The sequence below is a fragment of the Proteus vulgaris genome (genome assembly GCF_016647575.1).
Taxonomy (GTDB): Bacteria; Pseudomonadota; Gammaproteobacteria; order Enterobacterales; family Enterobacteriaceae; genus Proteus; species Proteus mirabilis_B.
On the sequence record NZ_CP032663.1, the window covers coordinates 3,206,805 to 3,230,800 of the forward strand.

General features: G+C 35.0%; 17 protein-coding genes. 6 read left to right on the forward strand and 11 right to left on the reverse strand.

What is annotated here, in order from left to right:
* Positions 1 to 200: 200 nt before the first annotated feature.
* Together D7029_RS14775 and D7029_RS14780 are read right to left on the reverse strand one after the other, a co-directional pair.
* Positions 201 to 767: a YceI family protein gene (locus tag D7029_RS14775; protein WP_088494753.1), complete on the reverse strand. Its 567-nt coding sequence runs from the start codon at positions 765 to 767 to the stop codon at positions 201 to 203.
* A gap of 105 nt (positions 768 to 872) precedes the next feature.
* Positions 873 to 1,550: a hydrolase gene (locus D7029_RS14780; protein ID WP_088494752.1), complete on the reverse strand. Its 678-nt coding sequence runs from the start codon at positions 1,548 to 1,550 to the stop codon at positions 873 to 875.
* 280 nt (positions 1,551 to 1,830) lie between these two features.
* Here D7029_RS14780 and D7029_RS14785 point away from each other — a divergent pair, with 280 nt between their 5' ends.
* Positions 1,831 to 2,703, forward strand: coding sequence for a pirin family protein (locus D7029_RS14785; protein ID WP_194951087.1), 873 nt, complete (start codon positions 1,831 to 1,833; stop codon positions 2,701 to 2,703).
* 75 nt (positions 2,704 to 2,778) lie between these two features.
* Here the strand turns inward: D7029_RS14785 and D7029_RS14790 are convergent, their stop codons facing one another.
* The gene (locus D7029_RS14790; RefSeq protein ID WP_088494750.1) at positions 2,779 to 3,684 is read right to left on the reverse strand and encodes a LysR substrate-binding domain-containing protein; all 906 of its coding nucleotides are present in this window, start codon (positions 3,682 to 3,684) and stop codon (positions 2,779 to 2,781) included.
* A 520-nt stretch (positions 3,685 to 4,204) separates the two neighbouring features.
* Here D7029_RS14790 and D7029_RS14795 point away from each other — a divergent pair.
* A complete protein-coding gene (locus D7029_RS14795; protein ID WP_109395419.1) occupies positions 4,205 to 5,677 on the forward strand; it encodes an anion permease in 1,473 nt (490 codons plus the stop codon).
* A 132-nt stretch (positions 5,678 to 5,809) separates the two neighbouring features.
* On the opposite strand, the gene D7029_RS14800 is transcribed toward D7029_RS14795, so the two are convergent.
* Both D7029_RS14800 and D7029_RS14805 read right to left on the reverse strand, forming a co-directional pair.
* Complete coding sequence (locus tag D7029_RS14800; RefSeq protein WP_075674356.1) at positions 5,810 to 6,415, reverse strand: histidine phosphatase family protein; 606 nt, start codon at positions 6,413 to 6,415, stop codon at positions 5,810 to 5,812.
* A 22-nt stretch (positions 6,416 to 6,437) separates the two neighbouring features.
* Positions 6,438 to 7,931 (reverse strand): SLC13 family permease, encoded by a 1,494-nt coding sequence (locus tag D7029_RS14805; protein WP_098942054.1) that lies wholly within the window; start codon positions 7,929 to 7,931, stop codon positions 6,438 to 6,440.
* Between the two features lie 109 nt (positions 7,932 to 8,040).
* Between D7029_RS14805 and D7029_RS14810 the strand changes: the two genes are divergently transcribed.
* From D7029_RS14810 to D7029_RS14825, 4 genes are all read left to right on the forward strand, one after another.
* Positions 8,041 to 8,955 (forward strand): LysR family transcriptional regulator, encoded by a 915-nt coding sequence (locus D7029_RS14810; RefSeq protein WP_194951088.1) that lies wholly within the window; start codon positions 8,041 to 8,043, stop codon positions 8,953 to 8,955.
* A 120-nt stretch (positions 8,956 to 9,075) separates the two neighbouring features.
* Positions 9,076 to 9,900 carry a VanW family protein gene (locus tag D7029_RS14815; RefSeq protein ID WP_194951089.1) on the forward strand — a complete coding sequence of 275 codons (825 nt, stop codon included), beginning with the start codon at positions 9,076 to 9,078 and terminating at the stop codon, positions 9,898 to 9,900.
* Between the two features lie 226 nt (positions 9,901 to 10,126).
* Entirely contained in the window at positions 10,127 to 10,705 is a 579-nt protein-coding gene (locus tag D7029_RS14820; protein ID WP_194952682.1) for a YebB family permuted papain-like enzyme, read from the forward strand.
* A gap of 190 nt (positions 10,706 to 10,895) precedes the next feature.
* Entirely contained in the window at positions 10,896 to 11,825 is a 930-nt protein-coding gene (locus D7029_RS14825; protein ID WP_194951090.1) for a Dyp-type peroxidase, read from the forward strand.
* A gap of 40 nt (positions 11,826 to 11,865) precedes the next feature.
* Here the strand turns inward: D7029_RS14825 and D7029_RS14830 are convergent, their stop codons facing one another.
* The 6 genes from D7029_RS14830 to D7029_RS14855 form a co-directional block, all read right to left on the reverse strand.
* Positions 11,866 to 13,083, reverse strand: a complete 1,218-nt coding sequence (locus D7029_RS14830) for a PD-(D/E)XK nuclease family protein (RefSeq protein ID WP_194951091.1) — start codon at positions 13,081 to 13,083, stop codon at positions 11,866 to 11,868.
* A 51-nt stretch (positions 13,084 to 13,134) separates the two neighbouring features.
* On the reverse strand, positions 13,135 to 13,482 hold the full coding sequence (locus tag D7029_RS14835) for a hypothetical protein (RefSeq protein WP_088494739.1): 348 nt from the start codon (positions 13,480 to 13,482) through the stop codon (positions 13,135 to 13,137).
* Between the two features lie 171 nt (positions 13,483 to 13,653).
* Positions 13,654 to 16,032, reverse strand: coding sequence for a penicillin-binding protein 1C (gene pbpC, locus D7029_RS14840; RefSeq protein ID WP_194951092.1), 2,379 nt, complete (start codon positions 16,030 to 16,032; stop codon positions 13,654 to 13,656).
* Between the two features lie 42 nt (positions 16,033 to 16,074).
* A complete protein-coding gene (locus D7029_RS14845; protein ID WP_194951093.1) occupies positions 16,075 to 22,020 on the reverse strand; it encodes an alpha-2-macroglobulin family protein in 5,946 nt (1,981 codons plus the stop codon).
* 333 nt (positions 22,021 to 22,353) lie between these two features.
* Complete coding sequence (locus D7029_RS14850; RefSeq protein WP_194951094.1) at positions 22,354 to 23,490, reverse strand: DUF3829 domain-containing protein; 1,137 nt, start codon at positions 23,488 to 23,490, stop codon at positions 22,354 to 22,356.
* A gap of 206 nt (positions 23,491 to 23,696) precedes the next feature.
* On the reverse strand, positions 23,697 to 23,888 hold the full coding sequence (locus D7029_RS14855) for a hypothetical protein (protein WP_194951095.1): 192 nt from the start codon (positions 23,886 to 23,888) through the stop codon (positions 23,697 to 23,699).
* Positions 23,889 to 23,996 lie beyond the last annotated feature (108 nt).

The window sequence follows — 23,996 nt, forward strand, 5'->3', positions numbered from 1 at the left end:
AGAAATGATTTGTAAGTTACAATTTTATAACATACAGCAATAAATAATTATTATCAACAAATAAAAAAAGGCTATTTTTCTTTCTTAAATTTTCAAATTAACCTTTATTTTTAATTACATTTTATTTTATCAAATAACAAAAAAGCCTTGTATTTAATAAGGCTTTTAAAATAGAAAGAATATTTAATATATGACTTAAGTTACTGCTTAATTGCTTCTACTTGAATTTTTAATGTCATATTATCAGCCATCCCTTCTTTAACTAAAAAGTCCACACCCCAATCTGAACGTTTAATGGTTGTTTCAAAATCACCACCACAGACTGGCGCATTAAACACAGGGCTTTCATAACAATTAAACTTGGTTGTTGTTAATTTAACTGGCAATGTTTTTCCTTTCATCGTTAATAGCCCCTCAATGGATGTGGGTTTATTATCAGAGAAATACCATTTTGTTGAAGAAAATTGAATTGTTGGGTATTTATCTGCATCTAAGATATCGGCACTTTTCACATGATTATCAAATGCCGTTAAACCCGTATTTAATGTTTTAACTGGAATAGAAACGTTTATTTTTCCTATATTGTTTTCTGGTGAATAGGTTAAATCACCTTCAATTTCATAGAAACCACCACTGTTAGTTGAAGTCCCAAAATGATCAATATAAAACATGGCTTTAGTATGCGTTGGTTCAAGTTTATATTCATTAGCTTGTACTGCTGGCACAAGTAATAATGATGATATGATGGCAGATAAAATAAGTTTCATTATATTTTCCTAATATATTTTTATAAAAGAATGCCCATAAAGAAAATACTTTATAGGCATTTTTAAACACAGAGAATACAAAGTACAAAGAGAGTTAAAAATTAATTAACGCTGAGAATCTAAAACTTCGTTATTTTTTAATACATCTTGAGCTTTGCTATAACTTTCAATTAATAGCTGATAAGCAGGGAAAATCTGAGTATATGCTTGTGCCCATTCTGCTGCATCAGCACGGTTCCATGTTTTTTGAATTTCAGAAGCAACTGCTGCGGTATCCATCGGTACTACACCCGCTTGAACGACGCGAGCTAAGGTAATTTCTTCAGCCATTTTACTGTAAGTACCTGATGCATCAATCACTGCAAAGACTTGATAACCTTCAGCAACGGCACTAATTGCAGGGAATGCCATACAAACACTCGTAATAGTACCGGCAATAATTAATTGCTTTTTGCCTGTTGCTTTAACGGCTTCAACAAACTCTGGATTATCCCAAGCATTAATTTCACCTTTACGTGCAATATATTTCGCATGCGGTGCATTTTGGTGAATTTCAGGAATTAATGGACCATTAGGACCTTGTGGTACAGAAGCCGTTGTAATAACAGGCATGTTAGCTAATGTTGCTATTTTTGCTAATACTGAAGCACGCGCTCGTAATTCAGTCATTGGCATATCACCAACCGTTTGGAATAAACCACTTTGGTGATCAATTAATAACATAACAGCATCTTCTGGATTAATTACAGGGCGCTGACCATTAAAATTTGCTGGAGTGCTCATTTATTTATTCCTTTTAATTAATAAAGTTGATTATTAACATGATTGAAGAACAATATTAGAGAAAAACATTTTTATATTGTTTCTCTTTCGTTGTAATAAACAATAATCAATTAATTAAAAGCTCGGTAGTAGCAATTCTGATAAACACTATTCTAAAAATAGAACACTGAAACATTTTATTATTGTTCTATTTTTAGGATGATGAAACCTATTTTTGGCACTACTTAAATATATTAGTCGCTCTAAAATAGGCCCTATAGAAATTTTATAGGAACATTTTATGAAAAAGATCATAGGTATTTATAAAGCGCCTCGTCAACATTGGGTTGGTGATGGTTTTCATGTTCGCTCACTCTTTAGTTATGGTAATCATGGTAAGTATTTAAACCCATTTTTACTTTTAGATAGAGCAGGCCCTACTGATTTTCCTGCATCTCAAGGACATAATCGTGGTGTCGGTGAACACCCTCATCGTGGGTTTGAAACGGTCACTATCGTTTATAAAGGTGAAGTTGCACACCATGATTCCACCGGAGAAGGTGGCGTAATCGGCCCTGGTGACGTGCAATGGATGACCGCGGCATCAGGTATTTTACACCAAGAATATCATTCTGATGCATTTACCAAAGAAGGCGGTGTGTTAGATATGGTGCAATTGTGGGTTAATCTTCCATCTGAGGCTAAATCGGAACCTGCTGGCTATCAATTGCTAAAAGAAAGCGCGATCCCTGTACTTCCTTTAGCAGATAATGCCGGACAAATGCGCATTATTGCCGGTGATTATCACGACACACATGGCGCAGCAAAAACTTTTTCACCCGTTGACGTGTGGGACATTCAATTAAAGAGTGCAAAATCGGCCACATTACCAACGAAAAAAGATCGCTATGTTGGCTTAGTGGTTTTACATGGCAGTGTTTATCTTGATAATCAAACTCAACTACAAACAGGTGATTTGGTAATTTTAGATAATGAAGGTGGTTCAGTTAATCTTGAAGCTATTGAAGATGCGATTGTTTTATATCTCAGTGGTGAGCCTATTAATGAGCCTGTTGTAGGTTATGGCCCTTTTGTCATGAATAGCGAAGCTCAAATCAAACAAGCTATTGATGATTTTAACCAAGGTAAATTTGGTCGTATTCCTAACGAATAACACTTTTATTTCATGCAACAAACAATAAAAATCAAACGGCTCCCTTTAATATTTGGAGCCGTTTTTATATTGCACTTACTCTTTCAATGGCGACATATTATCAGCAAGGTATTCCAGCAATACCTGAATAGCAGGCAATAACCCTTTTCTTGACGGATAAACTGCATGAATAACATCTTTAGGAAAACGCCAACTTGGCAACACTTCAATTAACGAGCCGTCTTGTAGATCTTTTTCAACCACACTCAGTGGTAATCGAGTTATTCCTAATCCTTTTAGTGTTGCTTTATAAAGTGTAATAACATCGGTTGTCGCTAATTTCGGAGTCACATGTTGTGTGGAAACCGTACCATTTTCATGAGTTAAAGTAAGTGTATATTGTTGTGAGTGTTCGCTATTTGCCAAAATAGGATAGTCTGCCAGTTGTTCTGGCGAATCGGGGATCTCTTGTCCTTTAAATAATAAAGGGCTGGCGACTAGAACACGCCGAGAATAACCTAGAATTTTCATCGTTAAACCTGAATCATCTAGCGGTAATGCTCTTACTCGCAAGGCTAAATCAAGGCCTTCACTAATTACATCAACAGGACGATTAATAGCTAATATCTGGATATTAATATCCGGATATTTTTCCATAAAATCGACCAAAATATCTTGAATATAAATTTGCAATAATGCGACAGGACACGAGAGTTTAATGGTGCCATGTGGGTGCCCTTGCGCTGAACAAATAACTTCTTCTGCAATTTCAGCTTCTGAGACTACATTTTTACACTGCTGATAAAATGTCTGCCCGATTTTGGTGACATGAAATTGACGTGTAGAACGATAAATCAAAGAGACATTGAGTTTCTGTTCTAAATCAGCAATACGACGACTTAGTTTAGATTTAGGTATACCTAATGTTTCTGCTGCTTGAGAAAAACCGCCAAACTCAACGACTTTCACAAAATAGTAGAGATCATTTAAATCATACTTCATGCGTATCACCTATTAGGTTATTTCAATATTCAGCTGAATTGTTTCAGGCACCGATATTATGGCAAAAGTAATTGTAAATATTATTTACTATTATTCAGCTATTGTTAATAACATTATAATCACATAGGTTAATAAAATAAAGATGACCAAAAATAATAACACAATCTGTTATAACCTTATCAATTTAATATTATAAATGTGACATGGGATAAATTCACATACCATAATTATATTTTATTTCCACCTATCATTGGAATTGGTTTTTATTATTAAAGTTTAGTTGTAATAAAAAAATACCAATAAAAACAAAATGATAAATAGTCACATTATATTTCAATAACATTGAGTTACATAAAATCTCTTATTTTAAAATTAAGTTAATAGATAATTTTATTTTTATGACACTAATCAATGAATATTTAATAATATGTTAATAAGATCATCTTAAATAAAAATACTTATTCGCTTTATTTTTTTACTTCCGATTATTTATTTAACCTGCAACCTAATGGAATACCTGATGAATAAATTAACTCCATTACGACCCATACCTACATTAATCGCCGTTTCTATTACCCTTATTATCTGGTTTCTTATTCCCGTGCCACAAGGAGTTGACCCCAATGCTTGGCATTTATTAGCACTCTTTGTTGGAACTATCGCCGCTATTATTGGTAAAGCTCTCCCTATCGGTGCCGTTTCTATTATTGCTATCGCATTAGTTGCTGTCACTGGTGTCACTAACCCTAATTCAACTAAAGCCGCTATCGGTGATGCATTAAGTGGATTTTCCAATGATCTTATCTGGTTAATTGGTATCTCCATTATGGTCTCTATGAGTCTAAATAAAACCGGACTCGGCGCTCGAATTGGCTATTATTTTATTTCACTATTTGGCAAAAAAACCATTGGAATAGCCTATTCATTGGCTATTGCTGAAACAATATTAGCCCCTGTAACACCAAGTAATACCGCGCGTGGTGGTGGAATTATTCACCCGATTATGCGTTCAATATCAGATAGTTTTAACTCTAAAGCAGAAGATGGCACAAGTGGTAAAATAGGTCGTTATCTCTCTTTAGTGAACTACAATATAAATCCTATTACTTCTGCCATGTTTATTACGGCAACAGCTCCTAACCCACTTATCGTGAGTTTAATTATCAGTGAAACTGATCCTACACATGAGCTTAGTTGGTCTATGTGGGCAATTGCTGCGTTTGTGCCCGCCATCGTTTCATTAATTTTAATGCCTATTGTTATTTATCTACTTTATAAACCTGAAATAACCAGCACCCCAAATGCACCTCATTTTGCTAAAGAGCGTTTAGCACAATTAGGGCCTATTTCATTACCTGAAAAAATAACCCTTGCCGTCTTTGCCTTATTATTAATTATGTGGGCAGGAGTCCCTGCGTTGTTATTTGGAGATGGATTTAGCGTTAATGCGACAACGGCGGCATTTATTGGCTTATCTATTTTATTATGTACAGGTGTTTTGAATTGGGATGATATTTTAAAAAACAAAGGTGCATGGGATACCGTAGTTTGGTTCTCTGCATTAGTAATGATGGCATCCTTCTTAGGAAAATTAGGATTAATTAAATGGTTGTCACTCAGCGTAGGGGCAAGTATTGATAGTATGGGAATAAGTTGGGTCAGTGGCATGATATTACTGGTACTAATCTATGTTTATTCTCACTATTTCTTTGCCAGTACTACCGCCCATATTACCGCCATGTTTGCCGCTTTCTATGCGGCTGGTTTAGCCCTTGGCGCACCACCAATGTTATTAGGGCTTATTTTGGCGTTCTCATCTTCATTAATGATGTCATTAACACATTACGGCACTGGTACTGCGCCCATTATTTTCGGTTCCGGCTACGCCACATTGGGCGAATGGTGGAAAACAGGATTTGTGATGAGTGTCGTTAACCTTATCGTTTGGATAACCCTTGGTAGTGTATGGTGGAAAGTACTGGGATATTGGTAAGGTTTTAATAGTTTAATTTTAAATAAAAAAGAGCAAGGGGCCCCCTTGCTCTGATTTAATATCGGAGTTTTTTTGAATATTTTTATAGAATTAAAATATTACGATTAATTTGAAAACCACTTCTTATTAATCTTAGTCAGCAACATTCTTATCTGGCATATAAGAGCCAATATTATAGGCTTCTAATTTTGGTGCTTTATCAGAATTAAGATCAAAATTAAATATCGTTATTGTGCCCGGTGTTGCGGGTAATAAAAACTCAGGTGACAGATTTAAGAATACTTTGCAGGCTGCACGAATAACACCACTATGCACAACCGCTAATAAATCACTGTCTTCTTTATGTACCCAGCCTTGTAATGCTGCACCAATGCGATCACAAAAATCAAACCAATTTTCGCCTTTAGGTGGTGTATATGTTCCTGCTCGCCAATTTTTGTATTTATCTGCATGATGTCTTATGAGTTCTGGTTTTCGCTGCCCCGTCCATTCCCCCATATTTAATTCACGCAATAATGGCTCTTTAACTGCTTCAGGATGACCAACAATTTCTGCGGTTTGTACTGTTCGCCCTAAATCTGACGTAATAATCCTAGCGGGTGATAACAATTTAATACTCTCTTTTATCGCCATTGCTTGGTTAATGCCTTTTGGTGATAAACAAGAATTAGCATGTCCTTGTAAGCGTGATTCCATATTCCATAAGGTTTCACCGTGTCTTAATAAAATTAGTCTCATTATTATTCCTTAATTTAATGGTTTAAAGACCATATCCAAGAATTTGGAACCAAGTGAATATCGCAATAGAAATTACCGACGCACCGACAAAGCAGGTAATTAATCCATATTTCATTTGCTCTAACACACTAAAGTAGCCGCTTGAGAAATAGATAGTATTTACTTTCGAATGTGGTGGTAAGGTAATGGTATAAGTCAGTGTAAATGACGCAGCTAATGCCAATGTAACCGGATCCATGCCCAATGTTTTAGCAAGTGCAATAATGGCTGGAATTAAGATGGTTGTTTTTACTGTTTTACTGGTAAAAATTAAATGGCTATACATGCAGATAAAGACAACCACAATATAAACCATTGTAGTGCTCATATTTTCTAGCCCAAGTCCATAAACCATCTTACCAATTAGCCATTGTGCGCCTTCTGTAGATTCTAAGGTATTACCTGCCGCATAAGCACCTGCTGCAAATATCATTAGATCCCATTTGATATTGGCTTCATTCCACGTTAATAAGCCAATACGAGGCATCAGACAGAGAATGGCAGCAATAACAGCTGTCATATAAACACTAATTTTGAAACCAAACATATCTTGGTGATAGCTTTCGGTTGCCCATAAGAACACTGCCATTAAAAAGATATACATGGCTTTTTTCTCATTCTTAGTTAATGCACCAAGTTGAGAACGTTCTTTTTTTAATTTCTCTAGTGAACCTTCAAAATCCACTTCCCCTTTAAAAGAGAATAGTTTTAATCCAATAAAAAAGGAGATAGTCATACCAACAATAGCTAATGGGAAAGAGGCAATTAGCCAATCCATATAACCAATAGAACCGCCAGCTTGTGAATTGATAAATCCAACCGCAATAATATTAGCGGCAGTACCCGTCATTACACCGGATGTTGCCAAAGCATCAGCTTGTACACCTTGTAACATCATTAATTTCCCGTAATTACTTTTTCCGGGAATTGCCTTATGTATCTCTAATAAGATCATACAAATAGGCACCATTAATGTCGCGCGTGCAGTCGTTGAAGGAACAAAGAAAACTAAACTGAAGTTAATTAAAATAAGGACAAATAACGCTTTTTTGGGTGTTTGCCCAAATTTGGTGATCATCCATAAAGCAAAGCGTCTGGCAATATTCGATTTGATCATGGCGGACGTTAAAACAAATGCAGAAACCATCAGCCAAATAACGTCATAACCTAATGTACCGAAAACCACTTTCTCTTTTGCGACAGTTCCCGTTATTGGAAGTAAAACAATAACGAGCATTGAGGTTAAATAAATGGGTAAAGAACCACATACCCATAAAATTAACGCAGCACAAAAAATAGCAATGGCTTTTTGCCCTTCAATACTTAATCCATCTGGTGTTGGCATAAAAAATAAAACGAGCAATACCAATAAAGCTAAAGGTATTCCTATTGTTTTTAAGGTTATTTTCTTACCGTTTTGTTTTGGTGATGATGGCGCTGGTTTAGCGATGTCATCTCGCTTCGCAGTCTTTTCCATAACCGATTCCTCTTAATGTGTAGGGTAGGAAGTCCAGTATAGAAATATTGAGGTATAAAGATAATTGTATTAATATATTATAACTATAAAAATAATTTATGGTGTTAATATGAATTTAAGCCAACTTGATGCTTTTCTACTACTTGCCAACGGTTTTAATGTTACTGAAACCGCAGAACGCCTATTCTGCACTCAACCCAGTGTGAGTATTAAAATCAGAAAACTGGAAGAAGAATTGCAAACAACGTTGTTTGAAAGGATCAATAATCGGCTTTATTTAACCCCCCAAGGTAAGGTTTATCAGCAGTACGCAACCCAGATTATTAATTTAGTAAAATCCTCTTCTGAGCATATGCGACAATTTGATGATCCCTCTAAAGGTGAAATTAAGTTTGGCGCTAGCCATTTTGTTGGCGTTTATCTATTACCTCAAATTATGGCGCAGTTTAGAGAGCAATATCCCGATGTGAAATTAAGCATGGATATTTCAAGCTCAACACAACTTATCCGTAAGCTTGATACCCAAGAATTAGAATTTTTGATCATGTCTGATCATATCTATTTAGATCCGACGGAATATCATCTTGATACCTTTCTTATCGATCCCTTAGTACTTATTTGTTCACCTGAACATTGGCTGGCAAAAGAGAAACATTGCAGATTTTCTGATATCGCATCAGAGGTTTTTCTGATCAAACCCGAGCACTCTGCTACCCGTGATTTTTTATTAGATAGGATCCAAGAAAATAATAAAGAACTTAAAAATGTGATGGAAATAAATAGCTTAGAAGGAATAAAGCAGGGGGTTATTCACGGTTTAGGGATCTCAATTTTATCTCGTTTATCTATCATGCAAGAATTAAAATTAGGTCTTTTATGTGAAATTGCATTTGATGATATTCAGTTTAGCCGAGGTATTCGCTACTTTTATCATAAAGAAAAGTATATCTCTCCAGCCACCAAGAATTTTTTATCTATCTTACAATCTCAAGCTCAAATTTTAACGAAAGATATTAATAATTAAATTTATTAGCTGAATTCTTAGCCCTATTATTTTAAGGATATCAGCGTATCAATATCCTCATTAAATCGTTATTATACTCACGTTTATCTCATTCTATTTGCTATTGTTTAAAAGGATTTTATGCGCAGAACACTCTCGTCTTATCACCCTATTCTTTATACTTTGAGAGTGGCACAGCGTCGTTTATTTCGTTCTCTTAGTTGGCGCTTTTCAGGCCGAAAATACAGCAGAGATGTTCAACCAGAACAACGGCTTTCTTACCGTTATTTAAAACACACATCTAAATTAATTAGTCGTCGTGGCGAAAGTGATATTCAATTACAATACAATAAAATAACGAATCTTAAATTAGTTGAAAAAGCGTTAGATGGCGTAGTGATAAAACCGGGAGAATATTTCTCTTTTTGTTATTTAGTCGGTAAGCCTAGCTATAAAAGAGGCTTTATTGATGGTATGCAGCTTTCCTATGGTGAAGCAAGAAAAGGTGTAGGCGGTGGAATTTGTCAGGCGAGTAATTTAATACATTGGTTAGCACTACATTCTGAATTACAAGTGATTGAAAAAGCAAATCATAGTTTTGATCCCTTTCCTGATGAAGGACGAGTACTTCCTTTTGGCTCAGGAGCTGCTATTTTTTATAACTATGTAGATTTAGTCTTATATAATCCAACGCCTTATGATTACCAAATAAGATTACATGTTGCTGAACATCAGTTAGAAGGCGAACTCCTTTGTAGCGAAGCAAGGGAATATCGTTATCATATTTATGAGAAGTCTTCTTCTTTTATCAAAAAGGGAGAGCATGTATATCGCTGTAATGAAATTTGGCGAGATATTTACACTAAAAACAATGTGGGTGCTTTTCCTCAATTAATTACATCAGAATTACTTTATGAAAATAGTGTGATCGTGAAATATGATATTTCAGATGAACAACTAAGTTAATTTACTTAAATATATCTTTATTACTCGATTAAAATATTAATTTAATATTCTAACTTTATCTTCTTATTCTGAATAAATAATGATATCCCTCTTAAAATTAAGAATGCCTTAAATCGGAGTGTTCTTTTTATCTTAAGCTCCTTGAGTTATCAAATAGAAACCTTATGTACTTATTATGGTCAAAAAATGGTGATTATGTTTCTATTTAATAGGTCATATAATGATGATAAAAATTGATTATCCACAAAAATTAGAAGTTGGTGATATCGTATTTACGTGTATTGGTACCTCTTTATTTCGTCAAATTTCCTCAGCTTCTTTATGCTGGAGTAATCATGTTGGCATTATTATTGGTCATAATGGTGAGGATTATTTAGTTGCCGAAAGCCGAGTTCCACTTTCAACCACAACCACATTAACTCGATTTATTAACCGCTCTGCGGGCAAACGTTATGCAATACGCCGGCTATCAACACAACTCTCTGATGAACAAAAAAATGCACTTGTTGCACAAGTTCCTGAAAGATTAAATAAGCTTTACCATACAGGTTTTAAATACGATTCTTCCCGCCAGTTTTGCTCTAAATTTGTTTTTGATATTTATAAATCAGCACTCTCTATTCGTGTGGGTGAAATAGAAACATTCCAAGAATTATTAAGCAAAAATCCTAATGCCAAATTACAATTTTGGAAATTATGGTTTATTGGGCAAATACCTTGGGAAAGGACCACTGTCACTCCAGCAAGTTTATGGCAACATCCACACTTATCTTTAGTTTATCAAAGCCATGAAAATATTAATTAATACAAAGCATTATCGTTATAAAGAATAGAGAAAGAAATAGCATTTACGATATTATTCATTGATAAAAATCCGAATAATAATCAAACCCTCTCTTTGTAATAGAGAGGGTTTTGGTGTAAAACTAAAAAACAATGTTTTGTAAATATAACTTAATTACTATTCATCTATTATTCGTCATTTAGGGATCACTATGAAATACCAAGATGTTACGAAATCACCCTGTGAGAATGCTTATTTTTTAGTTTTTAACCTCACCCATTCATCTGAAAACCGCGATACTCTGATCGATTTTTGTAATAATTTTTCTGGCCTGATACGTAGTATAAGAACACGTTTTCCTGAATTGGAAACAAGCTGTGTAATGGGATTCGGTGCAAATGCATGGACTGTGTTATTTCCCAATCAGCCTAAACCTAAAGAATTAAATACCTTTAAAGAAATTAAGGGTGATACTTATACTGCGGTTTCTACTCCGGGCGATCTTTTTTTCCATATTCGAGCGCTCAAAGTTTCAGCCTGTTACGAATTAGCATCTATCATCAGCCAAAAGCTAAAGAATATTGTTACGCCTGTTGATGAAGTTCATGGATTTAGATATTTTGACGGACGTTCTATTATTGGTTTTGTCGATGGAACTGAAAACCCAGAGTATGAAGATGAACGGGCTTCTTATGCCGTAATTGGTGATGAAGATCCTGAATTTACAGGTGGCAGTTACGCCTTTGTACAAAAATATATACACGATATGGAAGCATGGGAAAAGCAGCCTCTTATCGAACAAGAAAAAGTCATTGGTAGACATAAATTTAATGATGTGGAATTAACCGATGAAGAAAAAGAGCCCGGTTCACACAATGTTGTCACCAATATTCAAGATGAGAACGGTGAAGATTTAAAAATTGTCAGAGCCAATATGCCTTTTTCCAATCCATCTAAAAATGAATATGGTACTTACTTTATTGGTTATGCACGTTATTTTTCAACGACTAACCGTATGTTAGAAAATATGTTTGCAGGCACACCTGAAGGGCATACGGATAAATTACTTAAATTCAGCACCCCTGTAACGGGTACATTATTCTTTGTTCCATCCCCCGAATTTCTGGATGATCTAGCATAATTCCTATTACAAGTAGATATATAGGGCGGTATTTATATATCTACTTTTTATTCTCAGATAGCAGTTCTATTTCTTGGTTTATCTTGTTCAATAACAATTCAAAATTAGAGTAAACCTGCCCATAATCATCGATATATTTCCATCCATACCAATAATTTACTCCTATTTTATAAGAGGCATCAAATACGTTATTTAATAGTTTAGCAATTTCTTCATTAAGTCCTGGTTCTTTATAAGAATGAACTTTCACACCAATATAAATATTCGAACTATCTTTTTCGATAGCAACAGAAAATTTATTTTTATTATAATCGATTAAAACACCAATATACTTTTCATTTATCTCACAGTTGTCATCTGAAAATTCTAACTGAGGATAACCATTTTTTATTTTATTTCCCCATAAAGTAAAAACTCTTTCTATTTCTCTAATTAAGAGAGTATTTAAGTTTTTTCTTAATGATTCTGTATCATTAATGATCTTTTTTATTTCATCAATTCCGTCATCAACGTAATTATCAGATACATTTATTGCATTAAGAATATAGTCATTTATTTCATCATTCATTTTATTTTTTTCTTTTTCATATTTATTTAGAAATTTAATTTTCAGGCTATCTTTATATTGATACACAAAAGAATCAAAAACTTTATTGTTTTTATTTATCTGAGGGTAAACATCTTTTTCTAACCACATTAATATTTCACATTCAAATGAAGAAAGTTTAAAATAAACCTTATTACTCTCTTTATACTTACCAAGACTCTCAGGCAGGTAACCTTCTTTTTTATATCCCGTTAAATATAAAACAAAAATATTCTCTTCTTTATACCCATCAGAGATAAATTTTTCAATATATCTTTCTAATTGTCGTTCTTGATCTGGCGCATTACAAACTTTACTTTCTATTATAATTGCATAAAATCCATCTTCAATACTAATATCAACTCGATTCTTTTCTGTTTTAATTTTTAGTTCTTTATAATTAAAGATAATTTCTTTCTTTAAAACCCGTTTTAAAAAAGAAGGGATAAATTTATACTCATTACCTTTTTTATTATTTAATATTTTCTTTAAAATAATACTATGCTTATTTTCATTAATATTAAGAACATCGACTAAATTAGTAGAGCATAAAAGATTATCTTCTAATTCATCATATTTTAAAACCGTATTTCTTGCTAAATTTATGATGGCTAAGTATTTGTTTTTTAATGATCCATCACAAAAATCTCCCTGTTTATCAAAATCAGTCATATACCCTCTTAAGAAAAAACCATCATAACGATGGTTTTTTATCTGAATCAATTACAAACCAAATACGTTAACGTAAAACTCTTTGCCGTCATCTGTACTTTCAATGGTATAAGTGATCGGAATCGAGTTTTTACCGCCTTTGCCTTCAAAAGAAAGTTCAGCAGCACATGAGTAAGTATCTCTCTTCTCATCATGTTCACGTGTACGTACGCTTTCTACTTTGATCTTAATTTGATCGATCACAGCAGCCATTTTTTGATCACGTAATTCATCTTTTGTAATATCAACCACTAAGTTCTTTGCTTCAGTGCTATCACAATTAGGTGTTGCATCACCACATCCCACTAACGGTAACGCTAATGCACCTAATAAAGCTAATTTTAGAATTCTAGTTTTCATGCTGGTTATTTCTTCCTTGCTCGCGAGATAAAATAAATTTTTCAATATTTTACCTAATAATAATCTCGCAACAATATAGAGCAATAACAGTTAGAATAAGATAACGATAGAGATTAATATTTTGGCGTTAAGGAAAACATTAAGTAAAACCTACAGACTTTAACCCCAATATTAATGTGCTTCGATTTCTTGTTTGTTAATCACACCAATAATATCAACACGAATATTCCGCGTATCAGCTCTTCCTTTATCATCCACTGCACGAATACGATAGCGACCACTCTCTTTGGGATACCATTCTATTGAGCGCTGATTTGTACTATTTCCTAGATAAGCATCATCCACAAACCAATAAATAATATTGCTGTCATTATCCGTTGTTGCATTAAATACAATTGACGTATTTGGTGATGAAGTACGCCTTAAAGTATAAGTGGTATTACGTAATGGTGATAATATACGAGGAGGCATTCCTGTAATAGCCATATCTCCATTTTTACAGTGGGCAGTAGAAGGTGGTGTTCGCTTTGGTAACCCAGCTTGAGCAAATACTTTAGCTAAATCAGAAGGCCAATATTCAAAAACTTCAATTTTGACCTGATCTTCATTATATGGAGGACAAGCAACCTCTCCCGTCGCTTTATCAATTGCTAAAGGACGATAAATTGTATCAACTTTAATTGGTGATTTACCCGGAATAAACCATGTTTTACCTTTCCGTTGACACCATGGCGTAGGTAAATTACCACTCGCCAAACAAATATCGACTTGCTTAATATTTTCAGGAAGCTTAAATCTAGGCTCATTTAAATTCGGATAGTCTGCAACAATATTATCTATGATATTAAAAAATAGAGGTGCTGCTGCTTCAGCCCCAATTAACGCACTATTCCCTTTACCATCAAAATTACCGATCCAAACAACTAAAACATAAGGCCCAAAAATTCCACTACTCCATGCATCTCGAAATCCCCAAGATGTACCAGTTTTCCAATAAACGGGTAGTGTCATTGATTTTTGCGCCAAAGTATCATCAGGTCTTCGATGTTGACTTAACATATCCAACGTAATAAAACTCGCTTCTTCACTTAATAACGGAATAGGCTTAGCAATAGCATCTGTACTTTGCATTCTTAACGGTTTAAGTTGACCTCGATTGGCTAATATTGCATAGAGCTTCGCTAATTCTTGTACTGTAATTTCACCGCCCCCTAATACCAGAGATAGTCCATAATGTCTTTCACTCGCCATATTGCTGATACCCGACATTTGTAGAAACTGGTAAAGCGTTGGTTTTTTCAGTTGAGAGGCTATCGACACAGCGGGAATATTTCGGCTGTAATTTAACGCTTGAGTGGCAGAAATAGGTCCTAAAAAGCGTAAATCAAAGTTTTCTGGTGCGTAGCTACCAAAGGTAGAAGGCACATCTTTTAAAATTGTTCGAGGATGTAAAATGCCTTGCTCTATCCCTAATGCATAGATAAAAGGCTTTAATGTTGAACCTGGTGAACGCTTTGCATTAGTACCATTAACTTGCCCATGAATATCAGCATTATAATAATCAGCCGAACCAACTAACGCTTTAACGCCCATATCTCGTGTATCAACAAGGATCACCGAGGCATTTTTAACACCAAGATGTTTATTTCGTTCAATAAACGCATCAACTTGTTTTTCAACTAGTTTTTGTAATGGAAGATCAATCGTTGTAACTATAGTTGTAAGTTTTCTTGGATTAAACTTTTCCTGTTTTTCAATTTGCTCGACTAGATGGGGGGCTATATAAGGTATTTTTTCAGGCTGGCGTAGCCGAAGCGGTAATTGAAACAGTGCAGATAAATCGGCATCTTTAGGATGTTCTTCCAGCCAATAATCATAAAGCTGATTACGCGTTTTCATTAAAGAAAGACTAATACCATCACTATTTGGCTCGATTCGGTAACTCGGTGATTGAGGTAATACGGCAAGTGTTAACGCTTCAGGTAACGTTAATTCTTTAGGATTTTTATTAAAGTAAATCAGGCTCGCAGCACCAACACTTTCTATATTTCGCCCATAAGGTGCATAGTTGAAATAAGCTTCTAAAATATCATGTTTTGAATAACTGAGTTCTAATTGAATAGCGCGTAATACCTGAACAAATTTGCCTCCTACTGTACGTGTATTTAATTGCCAATGCATGCGAGCCAGTTGCATGGTGATCGTTGAACCACCTTGTAATCGCTCACCATAAACATAACTGACAAAAAAGCCTCGAATTAAACTGTAAGGATTAAATCCAACATGATAATAGAACCAGCGATCTTCATATCGCATAGCGCTATCTACCATCAAGGGCGAAATATCGTCTAAATCCGTCCACAATCGATAACGTTCATCATTAGCGAGTGTTAAACGCAGTAAATTTCCATTGCTATCATAGTAGGCAGTTGAAGATAAAAAGCCTTCTGATAGTGCTGGATGTGGAAAAAGACGAAATCCTACACAAAAGAGGGCGACTAAAAAGCCACCCATCAATATGTTTTGTAAAACTCGCTTGCTTCTCGTCATTCTAAAAAAACCAGAAACAAGCGTTTGAAACCCAAACTAATTTCATTTTACATTGCCATTATTTTGCGTCGGTTTGTTGACAGTCATAGCACCTTTACCAATCGCTAATGCTTGTATTTCTCTGTCATACATAGCTTCTGCAAATGCTGGCGGTATAGAGAATATTCCTGAATTAGTGGCTTTAATTTGGTAGACAAACTCTTGTACTTGTTGAGATGCAGTACCATAAATAATGACACGATCTTCTCGAATATCGCTGTATTCTGGTGACCAACGTGTTCCTTTGCTACTGGTTGGTGATAACCATTCGACTTCAGGATTGTCCACGTCGTCCATTGATTGTTGTACAACTTCAAAACCACCAGGTAGCAAGTCCACCAGCACGACATTATTCACACCTTGTTTTGCATTCGCTCTGATTTTTATGTGCACATAAAGCTTTTCACCCAAGGTTGCACTATTAACAACCTCGCCTTTTTCATTCACATAGTCACGAGAAATTTCTAGTCCTTGTGAAAGTGCTTCTTTAGGTTGTTCACTATCAAAACCAGATTGTGTCACAACATACCAAGCTGCGTTATTCGTTGGGTTATTAAATAAGATCTCTTTAATACCTGCTTTAAACTGGCCTATCGCAGTAGCATTTGTCATAGATGAAATAACAACTGGTGAATTTTCACCACTTTTTACACTTACAGTTAATGGCTGTGTCGGCGTTGCCATATTTTGGATCTGTTTAGTGTAATGCTCTAATGCCAAGATACTCATTGCTGATGACTGTGTGGTATAGCGCTCTTCTTTAAAGCTCATAACCATATTTTCCAGTAGTTGTGGCGGAATATCTCCCGCTTTTTCTGGAAAATGTTTCACAATCAAATACAGCCTTGTACTGTCTTGGATCAGCGGATCTAAATAGTCATGTGACCACCACGCTTTGCTATAAGCTTTGCTTAGCTCTTGCCATGTAGGCTTGAGTAATTCATCCGCTTGTTTATCCATTTTCAGCATTTTGTAAGATGCCGCTAGATATAAAGCACCTAAATCACTTTGCCATGTTTTTGGATAATTCTTTTGCATTCGCGTTTGAATAGCCGCAATTTCACCCGTCGTCACTTTACCTTGGCGTGTTAGCAAATAGACGGCAAAAGCACGCATTCTAAGTTCATCTTGATTATTTAACCCTGCATTGACGGCAAGCTTAGTTAAGTATTCATTGGATGAACGTAATAGCGTATCTGATACAGGGTAATTCGCCTCTTGTGCCTCAAGTAAGAATTGAACGACATATAAGGTCACAAATGGATCAGTCGATGGTGTTGAACGCCATGTTCCGATAGCACCTTGACCATTTTGGCGAGTCAGTAATGTTGCCATTGTCTGTTCAAGTTGAGTGCGAATTTTATCTTGTGAATATATCGCCTTCATTTCAGGATTACGTTGATGGAATAACAACGGTATTGCCTGACTGGTTATTTGCTCTGAACAATTATAAGGATAATTAGCCAGATATTGCGCTAATGCGCTGCTTAGTACTAAAGGCGAGTAAGAAACTCGTGCATCTCTTTTCGCATATTCATCATACATTTGGCGAATATATGTAACACTCTGCTCTTTACCATCCATACGACCTAAGCTTGATTGAGTGCGATAAGCTGAAGCTGGGCGAATAGAGAGATTCACCGTTCTTTGAGTCACTTTACCTTCAGTATTCACTGCGAAAGTGATAGCCCCATTACCCAATTGTGACTTCGCTTTTAGTCTAAAGGAAACTACCGTTTCTTTTTTCTCACCTAATTCTAATTGGTAACTGTTCTGTCCTATAACCTCTAATTGAGCTTTTGGTGTTATCGTCACATCAAGCTTAGTTGCAACACCGTTAAGGTCAGTCAGATTATTTGCGATACCTAAAGTGACATCAAATTCATCATTAGGCGCCACTGTAGTAGGAATATGTGGACTTAATACAAAATCATCACGCACAGTCGTATAGCGCTGCGTATTTCCAATACGATTTGGTGTAACAGATACCGCCATAACTCTTATTTTGCCATTAAAATACTCTGGCACTTTGTAATTAAAGACAGCTTCTCCATCTACTTCTGTAATACCAGACCAATAAGCGACTGGCTCTTCTTTCTTGCGTTTAAATGGATTCAAGTAGAGATCGACACCTTCACCCGCATCACCGCCCGGCGCTGAAGCCAGTGACATCATTTTGCTAAATTCAGGCAAAATAAGATCCAGTATTTGTGTGCTTTCAACTTCTAATGAACGCTTACGGAAGAAGTAATCTAATGGATCTTTTAATTTATATCGAGCGACTTGCAAGATACCTTCATCAACAGCAAAAACAGCAACTTGTTGTGGGCTATCTGTTTTTACCGTAATCGGCAAGGTATCGCCCGGCTTGATAACATCTGGTGACTCTAATTCGATTTGAGCTTGGAAATTTTCACGACTGACTTTAAACGGTACAACACCATAGCTAAGTGGGCTCATAAATATTTCGTCAGAGTTTATATCTCTAACAAATTGAACATTGATGTAGCCATTACCTTGCAATTGCGCAGGAACACGGATTTTTTGTACCGAATTTGTTGTTGAAGATGTAAACCATTGCCAATAATAAACTTTATCTTTCTCTATCGTGATAATACCACTGCCAACATAAGGAGCATTGATGGCAATCTCGATCTCCTCACCCGCTTTATATGTGTCTTTATTTAAAGTGAGTTGTAATTCTGCTTCGCGATCAAGTGAGCGAGTCACATTCGCATTACCCGCAACTGTATAGTTAATGCGATTAAGTACACTGCCTTCTTTGTTTTTGACTAATAACACAAAGTTACCCGGTGTTTGTGTTTCTAATGCAAAAGAACTTCCTTTTTCATCAATGGAAAGTGAAACATCATCAATAAACACTTCTTTGAGTTTAGATTGATATTTATAAACACCTGAATCTTGTCGAGTTAAAACAGAGAGGTATTTTTGCTCATAGCGTTCTAACGTTAATGCTTCTTGAGCAACTTGTTTTAATGTCGGATCAATCGCAATGAAATTGAGATTGCGCTGTGCATTTTGATTAATATAGTCAAGCGTTCCATCTGCTTTAACGCCAATCAGATAATCATGAGGAGATACCATAACTCGCGCAGCAGCTGTTACAGAACGACCACTCCCAGCATCAAATGCTTCAGAAATAAGTTGTAATTGGTAAGTGGCATCATCATAAGATGTTAACCCCAAATCAATATCGGCCAACCCTTCGGCATTCGTTGTTGTTTCTTCTAAATCTGTTTCAAAACTATCGTGATTACGACGGTTTTCATAAAAACGATAATCGGAATAACGTGAAAAATTAGGATAAATTGGCCTTAAGGTTAATTTAGAAACAACTCGTCTATCTTGTGCCGGAGTGCCAAATAAATTTTGTACATCGATTGAAGCTTTTAATTCAGAAGGTTTCACCCATCCTTGTTGTCTATCTGGCGTTAGATTAAGAGCAACCTTAAGTAAATCAGGCTCAAACTCTTTAACCACAATCGTTGTGCTACCTAATAAGCTGGCATCTTCATTATTTTTACCAACTAAATAGAGATAGATATTCCAATCTCCAGTGGGCGAGTTTTCTGATGTGGTATAGCTTAATTCATTGAAACCAAACTCGTTTAACACCATAGATTGATTTAACATCAATGTATTACGAGGGTCTCGGACTTCAACACGCAAAGGTACGCCTTCAAGGGCTGTTTTCCAGTCAAAGGTACGTGTAATAAGACCAATATTGAAGGTTTCACCCGGTCGATAAACGCCTCTATCAGAAAATAAGAAGCTATCGAGAGTACGCGGATCTCTTGGTGTATCATCACCGAAGATATCAAAACGAGATAGGTTAAGTTGCCTATCGTAATAAGCATCTGTTGGTAAAAATGAAATATCGCCATCTTTTTCAACTAAAAAGAGAACGGCAGTTTGTTCATTTCTAAAATCTTTAAGATTAGGGAAAACGACATGACCATCAGCGCTAGTCATTTTGCTCAATAATGTTGTCCCGTTTTTAGCAATAACTGAGACTTTCGCATCGCTAACAGGCGCACCGTTATAGATAGATTGTATAAAGACATCTCGAGAACCATCAATTGATGATTTAGCAATGATCCCTAAATCTGTCACGACAACAAAGCGCCCATCAGAAAGCTCTTCGTCATCATCATCTTCATAGTATTCATCTTCATCTTCGTCTGTTTGGGATGCTTTATTAGGATCCCATGAAGAGAGTTTTAATAAGAATATCCCGCGCCTAGCATTAGGATCAGCAGATAAATAGCGACTTAAATCGATACCTTTATATTGAATTTCACCTTTGTTTTCATTATTCAATGCTGTTTGATAAGTAAAGTGTTCCGTGAAATATTCATCATTAAGGCGAGAAAATCGTGTTGAAGTAAAGTATTTATCTTTAAAGGAAACAATGTGTTGTAACTGACCTGGAATAACTCGTTTTATATCAAGTTGTAGCCCTGGTAAATTACGAGCAGAAACGGTGATCCGCTTGTCACCCGTCATAGAAAGCAAAGCACCTTCAGAAACAAAGTTCAGCATTTGCGGATAGTCAGGCACACTGACAATTTGGTAACGATCTTCTTTTAGTTGGTATCCGCCCACAGATGTTATCCCACTTGGGATTTTAACCAATATATAGCGATAAGCTGGCGCATTGTATTTAAAAGCAAAATTGGCTTGATTTTCTTGCTCATTATCATTCATCTCAAGCGTTAGCTTTTCTGACTGAGCAAGAATAGTTTTACTCACATCATTCAAGTTCCAATCGTAATAATCGTCTTCATCTTGGCGAATGTCAGTATTCTCTAATTCTAAATTGTGTTGAGGCAATAACCACGCAGAAACTTCATTTTTTATCTCTTTTTCATTTAATTCATCACTTAATGAAATGATAATTACCCGCGCATCTTTCCCATTTTCAGACTCAACTAATTCGCTCTCTACATTTGAAACATTAAGGCTATATAGACTTGGGATCTCAACATGATATGTTTTTTCTTTTAATGTTGTATTGGCGGTTACTGTTGTTGCAATACCCGGTTCAATTTTAAGAAAAACCTTGCTACTAATGTCTTTTAGCGTTAATTGCTCTGAGTGAACCCAAGCCGTTAATTTTTTATTATCGTAATTGATGACATATTTCAGCTTTTCATTATCGCCGTATTTCATTGAAAGGCGTTTTTCAAAACTCTGAATATCGACAGGAGCGTTAAAAGAGATCTTTATAATGGCGTGTTTTTGTGATGGATTTTGAGGATCTTGATAAAACTCACTATTTCCTAAACTGTAATCAAAAGAGGTTGTTTTAAATTCATATTTATTTGATTTCAATGAAAATTGTGGTGCTAATAGTTTAGTTTCATCAAGCTGAATTTTATATTCATTGCCCATAGCAAAAGGCTTTTTAGCTGTAAATACAAGGGTCGAGCCATTTTGCCACTGCCAATTACCCTCAATCGCAGGTGTTAATGTCACACCTTCAGTTACCTCTTTATCAATAAGCGTAATAGGTGCCGCAGACCGAGAAAAAGATAAAATAATTTTCTGGGATTGAGGATTATCATTCGCATAATTAATCTGAGCAGGGCCTGTAAGCTTCACATTAACATTTTGTACAACGATAGGAGCGACATCGATAGGAACAGGTCGATTGAGATAACTGTGATAACCGTAATAACTGCCAAATGACGCAACAATAAGAAAAACAATAGAACCTAATGCGGTTTTAGGGTGACCTACTATACCATTTTCGATCTTTCGTAAATGGCGGGCAACAAAGTCAATCCAGACGGGCGTACTCCATTGTATTTTCCCTATAAATGGGCTGAGTATCTTCTCTAAAAGACGAATACAAAAAACAATGATCCACCCAAATAAACGGATCAGTTTAAAAGGGAGAGAAAGTAAAAAACGCAGTACGTCCATATAGATAGTCCTATATTGCACCGATAAAAACGCATTTTTTATCAGTAAAATTAAACCAAAGAGCAAAATAGATAACACAACTATAATAAAGTAAGAATACAGAATAAGAATGAATACTTATCATTAATTTATAATTTTATTATATAAAGATAGATTACATTCTTAATGTTTTTTTCCTAGCATTCCACTCTATTTCAAGACTCTTCTGAGCATTAGTTTGTATCATCTTTTTCTAACAATCATTTAATGTTTAATAAAACACAGTAAAAAAGATAAATTTTGCGAGAAAAATCGCACTATTAAAGTGCGATTTACATTTTTATAGCGTAAATATTACTTCGCTATTAAAGAGTTATAGTTCTCTATCAAGTATTTATATTCATTTGAAATTGTATTTAAGCTACCTGATATATCTTTATTCTCATTGAGTTTTTTCTCTAATACTTTTAACTCAATAACAAGTTGTTGGTATAGTTTTAAATACTCTTTAACTGAATAATCAGTACTTTTCATATTTTCTTTATTTAGCAATGCTTCATCACCAAATACTTTTCCTAACTCAATTGATTGTGCCTCAATTTTGGTAATTGCCGCAGAGAGTGCAGTCACATCAATTTTATCTGGATTCATTGAATCAAGAGTATTGGTTACTGTATCCAATGATTGCATAATTTGATAACGAACAACCAAGCCTTCTTTTTTCACTAATTCAAGCTCTTCAATATGCATTGCTTGGTAATAGTTTTCATATGCCTCAGCGGCTTTTTCTTTCTCATCGATTAGTTTGGCATAAGCATTTTTCACATCTTCATACAAAGTACTTGCTTGTGCAAAATCATCTAAGCGGTATGTTTCTTTTACAACGAGATAATCGCCCAACTTCAGCAGTTTCTTATATAGATCAACATAACTTTCACCATAAGCATTCCCCACAGCGTCTAACTCTGGGAGTGTAGGAGAAAATGTTTTCATAAATTCGAAAGACTCTTGAGCACGTTCGGCGCCTGATTCGCTCAAATGCATAGAGAAGGTACTTCTAACAGGCATTAGCGCACTATTCGCTTTCATTCTTTTTATTTGATCTGTCTCTGCTTCATTTTCGAGTATTTTGAAAGGTGTTAGATCAAGGGTTTTGCCATTATCAGAACTTAAACTTGTTAAAACTTTCTCCGTGTTATCTAAAAGATTAATGTTAATTGTGCCCGAAATTCTGCCGGTTTTTTTCTGAATGATGGTGCCAAAATCTTCGTTAAACGTTGCTAACCACAAGTTACCTTTTTCAATTTTCTGGCTAAATTGAACTTCATCAGATTGAGTGTTTTTTGAATCAGGCTTAGATTGTGTTGTTTGCTCTGTTTTATTTTTATCTTGCGAAGGTGTGCCTGTATTCGAATTTTCATTTGAATTGTCACAACCTACTGCTGATATTAATAAAAGACTTATTATCGATGCCAATATGCTCTTTTTCATAATCCCTCATTATATTATTAAGTAATAACTTCACTATAAACTATAATGAGTTTAATAATTAATGACTATTATTTATTAAATTAATTTGAAGCATCTCAACAATACTCTTTATAAGAGTATTTAGAGTCAATCAGAAAAGTATATTTACTTAAATATAACGTTATATATTTATAAATATTTTTTAAAGAATTTATAGATATCCTATATTAGCTATTTTCAATTCCTTCTTTTAACGCCTGAGCAATAAGCTTTAATATAAAATCAATAAAGCAGGTACTATCACTCTGTTTATCAGCCTCACCTAATACTCGATAATAATCATCTTGATGTTGCTGGATAAGCAAACTCTTTTTATGCGAGTTGTACCGCAAAAGAGATGATTTTCTTATGTTTAGCATCTAAATATCTTGTCTTGTTTTCGTCATTTGCGTATTTATATTTTGTCTGTGAAAGGTATCCCACTTTATTTATCAATGTAATAAAATATCATTAAAATCAATATGTAA